The organism is Paraflavitalea sp., from assembly GCF_059502485.1.
This window is the reverse complement of the sequence record NZ_JCACET010000011.1, coordinates 778,387-790,976: the sequence shown is the minus strand read 5'-3', so window position 1 is coordinate 790,976 and position 12,590 is coordinate 778,387. Positions and strand designations below refer to the sequence as shown.

Sequence of the window (12,590 nt, the reverse complement as noted above, 5' to 3'; positions counted from 1 at the left end):
CTTTCTGCCGATCGTCTATAAGAGCGGATGGTGATCCGGACCGTCTTTTTTACTATGACAACAGGTAGTCAGCATATTATTCATTTATTGGAGAAATACGCCCGCAGGGAAGCTACTTCCGGCGAGGTGAATGAGTTGCTAACCCTGTTGCGGACGGGTAACCATGATGAAACAGTCACTGCTTATATAGAGCAAAACATAGAAGCTTTTGAACCTGGCGATGCAGAAGACATTGCCTTCTGGAAAGAGCGGTTGGCTGGTGGTGCACAGAAAATCACAGGTACGGTGGCAGCAGTCAACGAGGCGCCAGCCATCGACATACACACGCAGATGCGCCCTGTGCACCGTGTACATTTTATGCGCAGGTGGGGATGGGCAGCGGCGGCTGTTATCCTTGCGCTGAGTGCTGGTTTGTATTTCTGGAAAATGAATGCCAATGAAGCGTCGCGTACTGATTATGCCGTTAATACCAAACCTATTGAGCCTGGCAAAAATGGCGCTGTTCTTACGCTGGATGATGGCTCGCAGGTAGTGCTGGACAGCCTGGGTAATGGTGTGGTGACCACTCAAAGCGGTACGCAGGTAGTGCTGAAGGGTGGGGTGCTTGCCTATGATCCGGCTGGTGCTACCGAAGGTGAAGTTATGTTCAATACGATGACCACCCCCAAGGGCCGTCAGTTTCAGTTAACGCTGCCCGATGGTACGCATGTATGGCTCAATGCAGCCAGCTCATTGCGCTATCCCACTGTATTCGTTGGAGATAGTCGCTATGTGTCATTAAAAGGAGAAGCATATTTTGAAGTAGCTCATAATGCACAAAAGCCTTTTTTAGTGGGCGCGGATGGCAAAGCTAATATAGAAGTATTGGGTACGCACTTCAATATAAATGCGTACGACAATGAGGCGAGTGTCAATACCACATTACTGGAAGGCAGCGTAAAAGTTTACTCATTAATACCCAGCATCAGCCATGCTCCTATTTACCGGGATCTAAAACCTGGTCAGCAAGCGCAGGTAGTGCATCATAGCAACACCGGTGGGGCTGGTGTAATAGTTGTCAATAATAAAGTGGATATCAATAAAGTAATGGCCTGGAAAAATGGGTTGTTCAATTTCGAAGGCGCTTCCCTTGGCGAAGTAATGCGGCAGATAGAACGCTGGTATGATATAGAAGTAGCCTACGAAAAAGGAATACCCAAAATAGAGTTCGAAGGCAAGATGACCAAAGATGTTCCTTTGAAAGACCTGTTAGTAATGCTCGAAAAATCTGATATACATTTTAGAATAGAAGATAGAAAACTGATCGTTCTTCCCTGATAATACCGACCACATCCTATCCCTTATCATTATGAATCTTCTGTAACAGAAGTGAATTGCTTTGCCTATTACCAAGGATGACCCCAGGCCCGGCCTGTTGCCATACATGGATAAGCTCAAAAAAAACAAACCGGAAGTGTTTGCTCCACCTCCGGCGTAGTTTGGGCTGATCCAAATGAGTGTCTATTATCATTTTTTTACAACCAAAACCTGTTCACAATTTATGCAAAAAATTGCTGATTGTGGCTTGTCCGCTATGGCCGCCGTTTCCGGTGTGCCAGCTTACCGGCCTTTCAAGGCCACTAAGCGTGCGGGTCGCCACAACCTAACCAAAATTCTACTGGTTATGAGATTGACGATCTTTTTTCTGACTGTGGCTTTGATGCACGCCCATGCTTCGGGCGTGGCACAAAGTGTGACGCTTTCCGGTAAGAACCTGACCCTGAAACAGGTCTTCGCCGACATTGAAAAACAAACAGGTTATGTTCTTTTCAGTACGAAAGGAACGTTGAACGACACGAAACCGGTATCTGTTACTGCTCAGAACATGCCGCTGCGTGATTTCCTGAATGTGGTACTGAAAGACCAGGAACTCAATTATGTGATCTCGGGAAAAACCATTCACATTGCCCGCAAATTGGGAGGAATAAAGATTACTCCTTACCCGACAGATTCACTACTGCAGGTATACAAGCAGATCATCGAGGATGCGCAACCCATTACGGGAAAGGTAACAGATAGTATAGGTATTCCGCTGGCTGGCGCCACCATCTCAATCAAAGGCAAAAAAACAGTAACGGCCGATGCAAATGGTAACTTCTCCATCGACGCCGACCTGGGCGATGTACTGGTAGCCAGCTTCGTAGGACACATCTCTTCATCTTATAAAGTAAAGGCTGATACAAAGACGGTGACTTTCTCACTGTCGCGTCTTGTTACCCTACAGGAAGATATAGTAATAACGGGCATCTTCAATAAACCCAAAGAAAGTTATACAGGCGCTACGCGCGTTATCTCGGATAAAGAGATCCGCGAGTTCCAGGGACGTAACTTATTTGTAACACTGGGCAATATCGATCCTTCTTTTTATGTAGTAACGAATAACCAGATCGGCTCCGATCCCAACAGGGTGCCGGAGATCCAGCTTCGCGGTGTCAGGAACCTGCCCAACCTCGATCAGTTCCAGACAGGTAGTGGCGCGGGCTCACAGGCTTTGAGCGATCAGCAGTTCCAATACCAGTCGGCAGCATTGAACTCTCCGCTCATCATCATGGATGGTTTCCCCATCACGCTCCAGCGTATGATGGACCTCAACGTAAACGAGATCCAGCAAGTTACATTACTGAAAGATGGTTCTGCTACTGCATTGTATGGTTCTCAGGGTTCTAATGGAGTTATAGTGATCACTACCCGGCAGCCACAGGCGGGTAAGCTGCGGCTTACTTACCGCGGTGGTGTCAACGTGAGCCTCCCTGATCTGAGCAGTTATCATTTGCTGAATGCCCGCGATAAACTGGCATTGGAAAAAGCATCGGGCTATTATGTGAACCCGACCAAGACGGCTGAGGCAAACCTGCAGATAGAAAAATATTATAATGAACTGCTGGGCATCGTGCAGAGTGGTGTGAATACGGACTGGCTGAGCAAACCTATACAAACACAGCTCGATCAGAACCATTCACTCAGGCTCGAAGGCGGCGATGCTTCTTTCCGCTATGCGCTGGAAGGGCAGTTCAATAAGATCAACGGTGTAATGAAAGGCTCCGACCGCCAAACGGTGAATGGTACGGTGCTGATCTCTTATCGTTTGAATAAGCTGAACTTTACCAACAACCTGCGCATCGGTAATACGAAGAGCAATGAATCGCCCTGGGGTTCTTTCGGCGATTATGCAAAGCTCAATCCTTATTGGAGTCCCTACGATGCAAATGGAAACATTGTACCAACGTTCAGGCCTTATTTAGCTACATTCTGGGAACAGTCTCAAAAAGGCGCGCAACCTTATGCCAACCCCATGTATGATGCTACGCTGAATACGTTCAATAAGTCGGCATATACCAACATCAATGAAAACTTTCAGGTAGAATATCGCCCGGTAAAGCACCTTACATTGAATGGAGGACTTAGCTTCAACAGCAACCAAACCTCGGGCGATAACTTTAAGCCCGCTTCACATTCTGCTTTTTCACAGTATCCCGCTGCAGATATTTTCCGTAAAGGAAGGTACTCTTTTTCAACAGGAAAAGACTACAACTTTACCGGCCGGGTAGCAGCCAACTACTACAATATGTTTGCCGGTGTACATGGTTTAACAGTAGGGGTGAGCGGTGAGTTGTATGAAAGTAAATCCACCAGTTATGCCATTACAGCCGAAGGCTTTCCCGATGAAACGGTCGACTTCCTGGGCAGGGCGCTGCAATATGAGCAGAACGGCGCTCCCAGTGGATTCGAATCTACGGTACGCAGGGTTGGTGTGGTTGCTACTGCCAACTACGTATATGATGACCGCTATTTTGCAGATGCGACGTATCGCCTCGATGGCGCCTCTCAGTTTGGTACCGACAAACGCTTTGCTCCTTTCTATGCGGTGGGTGCCGGATGGAACCTGCACAAAGAAAGGTTTTTCAGAGACCTTACTTATTTAAACCGGTTGAAGCTGCGTGGTTCATATGGCGTTACCGGTAATCAGTCCTTCTCTGCTTACCAAACACTGGCTACGTATTCTTATGTGATCAATGACCGGTATAAAAACTGGATTGGCGCTAACCAGCAAAGGCTGGGTAACCCCAATCTGCAGTGGCAGCAAACGGATAAAACGGATATTGGCATCGAAGCCGATCTCTTAAATAATCGCATCGGTATTCAGGCTGATTACTATGTAGAAAATACCTCCAACCTGCTTTCTTCTGTTGAGCTTCCATTCTCCAATGGCTTTACAGACTATGTAGAGAACATCGGCCAGCTGCAGCAGAAAGGTTGGGAACTGAGCCTGCGTGTTACGATACTGCGCAACGACAAAAAACGCTTCTCGTGGTCTGTGACGGGTAATATTGCCCATGTGCAGGACAAGATCGTAGAACTGTCGGAAGCTATGAAAGCTGCCAATGAAAAACTGGCATTGCAATTCGATTACACCTCCAATGTTCCCAACAAGATCATACGGGTAGGTGCTTCTCAGAACACGATCTACGCAGTGCCTTCATTAGGTATTGATCCCAGCACGGGCAAGGAGTTGTTCCTGAACAGGTTTGGTGAAATGACCTATACCTGGAGTGCGGCAGACCGGGTTAATGTAGGATTGTCTCAACCTAAATACCGTGGCAACTTCAGCACATTACTTCGTTATGCCGGGCTTTCCCTGAATGCTTCTTTCGGTTATCGGTTTGGTGGCCAGCTCTACAACCAAACGCTGATCGATAAAATCGAGGAGGCCGACAAGTGGCTGAACGTGGACCAACGCGTATTCAGCGATCGTTGGCAGAAACCTGGTGATAAAGTAGGCTTCCGTGGTATCAATGAAACCGGGGTAGTGAGTCCTTCTTCACGCTTCGTGCAGAATGAGAGCACGCTCGTTTGCCAAAACGTGAGCCTCACGTACGATGTTATCAACCGGGCATTATTGCGTAGGCTGAGTATGAGATCGCTGACCCTTACGGCAAATACAGGAGAGTTGTTTTACCTCTCTACTGTACGCCAGGAACGTGGTCTCGCTTATCCCTTCACCCGCCAAATCAGCTTTGCCCTGTTTGCAACCTTTTAACTTAATTAGACATGAAAAAGATCTTATTCCCCCTAATAATATCCGGCGCACTGGTAGCTACGGGCTGCAACAAATGGCTCGATGTAAAACCAGAAGGCCAGACGACCAAAGACGACATGTTTCAAACCCAGAAAGGGTTTCGTGATGCACTCACCGGCGCCTACCTCAACCTGAAAAGCGGCGATGCGTACGGTGGCGCCATGACCTGGAGCACGATCGAATTTTTGGCGCGCAACTGGGATGTGGTATCTCCCAACTTTACAGACCTCAACAACCTGGTAAACGGCAACTATGCTGACGCCAGTGTAAAAGGCATGATCGAAAAGATCTACTCCAAAGAATACAAAGTAGTAGCTGATGTGAACAGCATCCTCGAAAAGATTGAAGGCAAAAAGGCGATCTTCCTGGATCAGAACTATACACTGATCAAAGGCGAGTCGCTGGCATTGCGCGCTTTTGCCCATTTCGATATCCTCCGCATGTTCGGCACCATGCCCGATAATCCGGGTAATGAGCTGATCCTGCCCTATGTGACAGAAGTATCGAAAGAGATCGTTCCGCTGACAACCTACGATAATTTTGCAAAGCAGGTGCTGGCCGATCTCGATCAGGCAGAAGCATTGCTGAAAGATGCGGATCCCATCACGAAGTATTCACTATTGGAGTTGAACCCCGTTTTGAACAGCGCTGTGGTGCCACCTGTCTCTGATGATTATTATATGTATCGCCAGATACGGATGAACTATTACGCAGTACTGGCGCTCAAAGCACGCGTCTACAACTGGCTCATACCACGCGATGCAAACAACCGCGCCAACGCCATAAAGTATGCGCAGATGGTGATCGATGCCAAAGACAGGACTGGTAAACCCACTTTCAGGCTCGGGGAACTGTCCGATTCACAATTGGGCAACAGTACTTTCCCTTCAGAGCATGTGGCAGCTATAGATATTTATAACCTGAGAATAGCTGCAGAAAATAACCTCGGCGAACCCGGTAGACTGGCCAAGACTGACTTTAACATCCAGGATGGATATTACTACCTCAACAACCTGTTCCCGGTGGCTGAACGGGCTACCGATGCACGATGGGTAGGCATGTGGTCATACAAAACCACGGCTGGCCAAACCGGTTATGTGAAGTTGAAGAAGTTTACCCAAAAAGAAGTTGATCCGACCAACCAGATACCATTGATCCGCCTGAGTGAAATGTACCTGATTTTGACCGAGACGGCACAAAGCAAGGCAGATGCGGAGAACTACTATCGCTTTTATTGCAATAAGAAAGGTATTCCTTTTGTGAATGGCTTCGCTACAGCCAACTGGGAAACCGACCGCAGGAATAAAATGATCAGGGAATATGTACGTGAGTTTTATGCAGAGGGACAAACCTTCTTTACCTACAAACGCTACAACATGACCTCGCTGCCCGCCGGCTGGAATGCTTCCGGTTTTAGCGGAACAACGGCAAGGTACATCGTGCCCAAACCCGATCGTGAAATCAGTTACCATAACAAGTAGTACTATAAAGAACACTCAGATGAAAAAATATAGCTGCATTATACTATTACTGCTGGCAATTGCGGTGGGTTGCAAAAAAGCTGATTACCTGCTGTACAAAGATGTTGCCCGCTTACAAATGGCCGACACCGGCGCCTTGAACTCGACCTTCATATACGAAGCGCCGGCTGTTGCAAAGGATACGGTGTATATCAGGATCAATACAATAGGAGGGATTACAGACAAGGACAGGGCTGTGACACTGGAGCAAATAACAGAATATGACATCACGTACATACGTGACCCCCTCACCAATAAGATCACCGATTCAATTGTGAAAGAAAAACCCAATAAAGCAGTACCCGGTACGCATTACGTGGCGCTAAACGATCCGTCCATGCAACCGCTGCTGGTAATAAGGGCAGGTAAAGCTTTCGACAGTTTGCCCATCATCCTGCTGCGCGATGCCAGCCTGAAGACCAATTCTTACAGGCTGCGGTTGCGCATAGTTGCCAACGATCAGTTTGCATTGGGTGAAAAGAAAGCCATCGAGAAAACCATTGTTTTCTCTGACAGGCTGGAGCGTTTTGAATCGTGGAAAACCGATGCGGGACAGTCACCTGCCTTCGGTACGTTTGGAAAATACAGCATTGCCAAACACCAGTTCATGATCGATGTACTGAAAGTAAGGATCGATGAAGAGTGGTACAAGGCGATCGCTCTTGTGCAAGCTCAACAGCATTACAAGAATATTGTGAAGGATGCGCTGACAGACTTCAATGCTGATCCGGCCAATATTGCTTCCGGAAAAGCACCGATGCGCGAAACAAGCGACCCCTCCAGCCCGTTGGTAACATTCCCTTGATCGGAACAAAGGGTGGGTCGCCCTCAAAGGGCGGCTCACCCTGGTCTAAAGCTTAAATCATAATGACAACAATGAAAAAGATATATATCATAGCCGCCAGCCTGCTTGTTTTGCTGGCAGCCGCCTGCGAAAAAGATGACACCACAGGCGCCACCAACCCGGTGCCGCAACTGAGCGTGACTGGACTCAAGGACACCTTCAATGTGTTTACATACCAGGATTTTCTGAAGATCACACCCACAGTTCAGAATGACAGTGAGTTCGATTATTACTGGACCATGTTCACGACCGAATTTATTCCCGGACAGGGATTGGTAAAGGCCGACACGATCGGTCGTGCCAAAGACCTCAACTATGAAGTGTTGAAAGATCCCGGCCAGTATATCCTTGTATTCAACGCAAAGCATAAGCAGACGGGGATATTGAAACAGGTGAATATGATCGTGAACATTACTACCCTTACCATGAATGGCTGGTACCTGGTGAAGGACAATGCCGGGAAGACCGATATGGACTTCTTTCACAAAACCGGACGTATCGATAACTGGATCGCCAACTTCAATAATGGTAAAAGCCTCGAAGGTAATTTCGTCAAAGCGGTGTTTGCGCCATCGTTCAGAGCATCACTTACATCTGCCACTTATTACAATGCGCTGGCAGTGGCTACGGACAAGGACATGGCTATCTACCGCATCGACAACGGATCTATGTTGATGAACTTCGATAATATGTTCTTTACGAAGCCGGCTACACGCAAACCACAGGCGCTCCTGCAGCCAGTGGCCAATCAATACCTCATAGCGATCAATGATGGTAAGGCGTATAGCCTCACCAAAGGCGCTCAGTTCGCTACCATGCCCACCAACTTCAACAATGTGGTGTATAACAATATATCGCCAGTCTCCGCAGTAGGTGCAATGGCACTGTGCTGGAGCCCCGTGCGTAAAAGCATGTTCTGTATCGACGGCGCCACCTTTGTGGAGTTGAAAGCGTCGAATGGCGGAAACAGGTTGCAGAATATGAACGCCGATCTGAAGTGGATAGCCGGTTATGCCGGCGTCCGCAGCGCAGCCCTTGCGCTGTTCCGCAATCCACAGGATACCGGCTACCTGCTCAGGCTGAATGTGAACTTCCCCTCGTTGTATTCCGGTAGTGGAGCTATCATCACACTGGCAGACACACTGAAGCCAGAACATGGTTTGATGCATGCCGATGTTATCGGCGGCAACCATGATGTAGACCTGATATACTACTCCATTGGCGATAAGATCTATCTGATGGATGTGGCTTCTACAGCAGAAAGCCTGCAGTTTACGCTACCGGCTGGTGAAGCGGTAACCGCCATTCAGCACATCAGGTATCCGCAGCCCATTGGCAACCCGGCGCCAGCTGCTACGCAGAACTATATCGCTATTGCCACTTATAAAGCTGGTCGATACAAAGTATACCTGCACCCGATCAGTGGAACAGGTACGATCTCGGCATTGCCACAGGCCAACTTTGAAGGAGAAGGCCGCGTGTCCACCGTGATCTATATGGAACAAGGCAACGGCTCCCGCGTGTTTTAAATGATTGCCGGAGAGACGGGAAGTAATTAGTTAACGCCTTCCCGTCTTCCCGGCTAATAAATCGTCAATCCTTACTTTCTTTAAAAGATATTTCAATGAAGATGCTATCGCTTGCAACGGCACTCTGCTGCCTTTGTACCGGCAGCCTGCTGGCACAAAATGCCGAAGTAGACTCCGTGCTCATCAAAAAACAACAGGCCGAACTCAAACAGGTATTGGCTGAAGCCGACAAAAAACTGGAAGATCGCCAGAAACTTTACCTCGAAACGCAAGGAAAAAAGGTGAAGTACGACACCATCGGCCTGGCCCAATACCGCGCTGAAATGGCGCAGTTTAAGAACGAGCGCAGGCAACAGGAGATCACTTTCATCAAGGCCCATCCTGATTACGTTGTGAGCGTAGAAGCTTTGAAAGATGCTGTCGGCTATCTGCCCGACGATATCCGTATTTATGACAAACTGTTCGATGGGCTGAACAAGTCTGTACGTGAAAGCAAAGATGGCGCGGCGCTGCGGAAAACCATCGACGGCTTTATGGCCGTTCGCATTGGCGCAGCTGCCCCGCTGTTTACTTCGTCCGACACTGCTGGTGTTGCCTTTAACCTCAAAGACCTCCGCGGTAAATATGTGCTGCTGGATTTCTGGGCCAGCTGGTGTGGCCCCTGCCGCGAAGAAAACCCGAACGTCGTCAAAGCCTATGAGCAATTCAAGGACAAGAACTTTACAGTATTGGGCGTATCGCTCGATCAGCCCGGTAAACATGATGCGTGGGTCAAAGCCATTAAAGACGATGGCCTGGTGTGGTACCACGTATCTGACCTGAAATACTGGAAGAGTGAAATAGCACAGCAGTACAGCATCCGTTCCATACCACAGAATTTCCTGATCGATCCCAAAGGAAAGATCATCGCCGCCAACCTGAGAGGGGAGGCCCTGTTGCAGAAATTACAAGCATTGCTTCTTCATTAAACACAGATATGTATACACTGAAATTTGTTCCCATTATATTATTGATGGGAGTGCCCGCACTTTGTGCGGCACAAAAGAAAAATACGCCTCCGCAGGCGACAGCCGTGAAAGACACCATCCCCAAAGTTGACTCTGCCAAAAGCGGAGGCAGTGGTCAGCTGAAGCGGTATGATGAGATCATTACAAAGAAAGCCATCTCCAAAAATGGTATGTTTCGCGTACACCAGATCGAGGAACAGTACTTTTTTGAACTGCCCGACAGCATGCTGAATCGCGACATCCTGGTGGTAAACCGTATTTCCAAAGCGCCCGCCGGCCTGAGGCCCAACGTAAATGTGTATGGCGGTGATGAAGTGGCAGAAAACGTGATCCGTTTTGAAATGGGACCATTCAACCGCCTGTTCATGAAGCGCATGGTGTTTCGTGAAAAATCAGACGACAGCACGGAGAACGGCCTGTACAGGGCAATGCTCAACTCCAGCCTGCAGCCCATTGTTGCCGCCTTCCCCGTAAAAGCACTGGGCAAAGACACCAGCGCCGGAAAGAGCTATGTAATCGATGTTACTTCTTTCCTGCAATCCGAAAACGAAATATTCTATTTTGGGCCGGAAGCCAAGAGAGGACTTGCCCTTGGTGCAGTGCAGAATGATAAATCATATGTAGCGGCCATCAACACTTTCCCCATCAATGTGGAAGTAAAGACTGTGCGTACCTATATGCCCGCAGCAGCTGGCTCTACGCTGCCTACTACCTATGAGCTCAACAGCTCTATGGTCCTGCTGCCCAAAGTACCGATGAAGCCCCGCTACGCCGATTCACGGGTAGGTTTCTTCGCAAGAGGCGTGATAGACTTCGATGCTGAGCCGCAACGTGTATCCAGTAAGTATTACGCCACCCGCTGGCGCCTGGAGCCCAAACCGGAAGACCGGCAGCGATACCTGCGTGGTGAACTGGTAGAGCCACAAAACCCGATCATCTATTACATCGACCCCGCTACACCTAAGAAATGGGTGCCTTACCTGATAGCTGGGGTGAATGATTGGCAGAAAGCCTTTGAGCAGGCCGGATTTAAGAATGCGATCAAAGCATTGCCCGCTCCTGAGAACGACAGCACCTGGAGCATCGATGATGCTCGCCACAATGTGATCGTATACAAACCATCAGCCATTGCCAATGCCAGCGGCCCGCACGTACACGATCCCCGCAGCGGAGAGATCATTGAAACACACATCAACTGGTACCACAACATCATGTCGCTGGTGCACGACTGGTACATGATCCAGGCCGGCGCTATCGATCCGAGAGCCCGTACCATGCAGTTTGATGACGAGCTGATGGGACAATTGATCCGTTTTGTTTCTTCCCATGAAGTAGGGCACACCCTCGGCCTGATGCACAACTATGGCTCCAGCTCAACAGTGCCCGTGGAAAAACTGCGTGATAAAAAATACGTAGAAGAGTTCGGACACACACCTTCGATTATGGACTACGCTCGTTTCAACTACGTAGCCCAGCCCGAAGACAACATTACAGAGAAAGGCATATTCCCCCGTATCGGAGCTTACGACAAATGGGCCATTCAGTGGGGCTACCGCTGGTTGCCACAATTCGAAAGCGCTGACGCAGAAACTCCTTACCTGAATAAGCTGATCATCGATAGCCTCACCCGCAACAAGCAATTGTTTTTTGGCTATGAGGTAGATGCTTTTGATCCGCGTTCACAAAGCGAGGATCTGGGCGATGATGCCGTATTGGCCAGCACGTACGGCCTTAAGAACCTGAAACGTATCCTGCCTAAACTCATGGAGTGGACCAAAAAGCCCAATGAAGGATACGAGACATTGAAAGATATGAATGTGCAGCTTTTTCGTCAGTATATGCTGTACATGGCGCATGTGTCCAAAACTATAGGCGGACAATATACCAACCCCAAAAGCGTAGAACAGGCTGGACCCGTTTTTGATATCGTTCCCTACGAAAAACAAAAGGCCGCGATGAAGTTTTTGGATAATAACCTGTTCAATGTTCCGGAATGGCTTACCAGCGACACCTCTTTCTCTTTGACTGGCTATTCAGCTGAGCCCTATTTCCAGTCGGCTCAAATGATGACTTTGGCTCGCCTGATGGGATCGGGCACGCTGATCAACTTTATCAAGAACGAAGAAAGGTACAAGAACAGAAAGGTATATACCTGCACTGAGTTCCTGAGTGACCTCAGGAAAAGCGTGTGGAGTGAATTGTATAACCACAAGCCCATCGATATCATCCGTCGTAACCTGCAAAGGATGTACATCGACGATGCATTCCTCGCATTCCGGGCTGTAAATGAAATTGTAGGACGCAACAGCGGTAATGGACTACAGTTCTATGTCAATCCCGACCCCACCAAGGCTGACGTCGCCGGCCTGATGAGGACCCACCTGACGGAATTGCGCAAAGATATTTTGCTGGCTATCCCTTCCCAGAAGGGCCTGGCCAAAGATCACCTGCAAAACATCGTAGTGCGGATCGACAAGTGGCTGAAGGAAGGAGAGGCATTACCGAAGTTCCCGTAAGGTTCATTGATAGCGCTCCTATACATGGGCAAGGTGGTGTAACCACTTTGCCCTTTTT

Annotated in this window: 7 protein-coding genes; all 7 read left to right on the top strand. The window is 48.6% G+C overall.

The window, feature by feature from the left end; all coding sequences use genetic code 11:
- The first annotated feature begins 54 nt into the window (after positions 1-54).
- The 7 genes from AC5JBY_RS30945 (at position 55) to AC5JBY_RS30915 (ending at position 12,532) form a co-directional block, all read left to right on the top strand.
- A complete protein-coding gene (locus AC5JBY_RS30945; protein WP_495908573.1) occupies positions 55-1,317 on the top strand; it encodes a FecR family protein in 1,263 nt (420 codons plus the stop codon).
- A 346-nt stretch (positions 1,318-1,663) separates the two neighbouring features.
- Positions 1,664-5,077, top strand: a complete 3,414-nt coding sequence (locus AC5JBY_RS30940) for a SusC/RagA family TonB-linked outer membrane protein (RefSeq protein WP_495908572.1) — start codon at positions 1,664-1,666, stop codon at positions 5,075-5,077.
- Between the two features lie 11 nt (positions 5,078-5,088).
- Positions 5,089-6,597, top strand: a complete 1,509-nt coding sequence (locus AC5JBY_RS30935) for a RagB/SusD family nutrient uptake outer membrane protein (protein WP_495908571.1) — start codon at positions 5,089-5,091, stop codon at positions 6,595-6,597.
- A 19-nt stretch (positions 6,598-6,616) separates the two neighbouring features.
- Positions 6,617-7,441, top strand: a complete 825-nt coding sequence (locus AC5JBY_RS30930; RefSeq protein WP_495908570.1) for a DUF4843 domain-containing protein — start codon at positions 6,617-6,619, stop codon at positions 7,439-7,441.
- Positions 7,442-7,512: 71 nt separating this feature from the next.
- The gene (locus AC5JBY_RS30925) at positions 7,513-9,009 is read left to right on the top strand and encodes a PKD-like family lipoprotein (RefSeq protein ID WP_495908569.1); all 1,497 of its coding nucleotides are present in this window, start codon (positions 7,513-7,515) and stop codon (positions 9,007-9,009) included.
- A gap of 95 nt (positions 9,010-9,104) precedes the next feature.
- Positions 9,105-9,977, top strand: coding sequence for a peroxiredoxin family protein (locus AC5JBY_RS30920; RefSeq protein WP_495908568.1), 873 nt, complete (start codon positions 9,105-9,107; stop codon positions 9,975-9,977).
- An 8-nt stretch (positions 9,978-9,985) separates the two neighbouring features.
- Positions 9,986-12,532: a zinc-dependent metalloprotease gene (locus tag AC5JBY_RS30915; protein ID WP_495908567.1), complete on the top strand. Its 2,547-nt coding sequence runs from the start codon at positions 9,986-9,988 to the stop codon at positions 12,530-12,532.
- Positions 12,533-12,590 lie beyond the last annotated feature (58 nt).

Coding starts and splice junctions, on each gene's coding strand:
- AC5JBY_RS30945 (WP_495908573.1), top strand. CDS start 55: ATGACAACAGGTAGTCAGCATATTATTCATTTATTGGAGAAATACGCC.
- AC5JBY_RS30940 (WP_495908572.1), top strand. CDS start 1,664: ATGAGATTGACGATCTTTTTTCTGACTGTGGCTTTGATGCACGCCCAT.
- AC5JBY_RS30930 (WP_495908570.1), top strand. CDS start 6,617: ATGAAAAAATATAGCTGCATTATACTATTACTGCTGGCAATTGCGGTG.
- AC5JBY_RS30925 (WP_495908569.1), top strand. CDS start 7,513: ATGAAAAAGATATATATCATAGCCGCCAGCCTGCTTGTTTTGCTGGCA.
- AC5JBY_RS30920 (WP_495908568.1), top strand. CDS start 9,105: ATGAAGATGCTATCGCTTGCAACGGCACTCTGCTGCCTTTGTACCGGC.
- AC5JBY_RS30915 (WP_495908567.1), top strand. CDS start 9,986: ATGTATACACTGAAATTTGTTCCCATTATATTATTGATGGGAGTGCCC.
- AC5JBY_RS30935 (WP_495908571.1), top strand. CDS start 5,089: ATGAAAAAGATCTTATTCCCCCTAATAATATCCGGCGCACTGGTAGCT.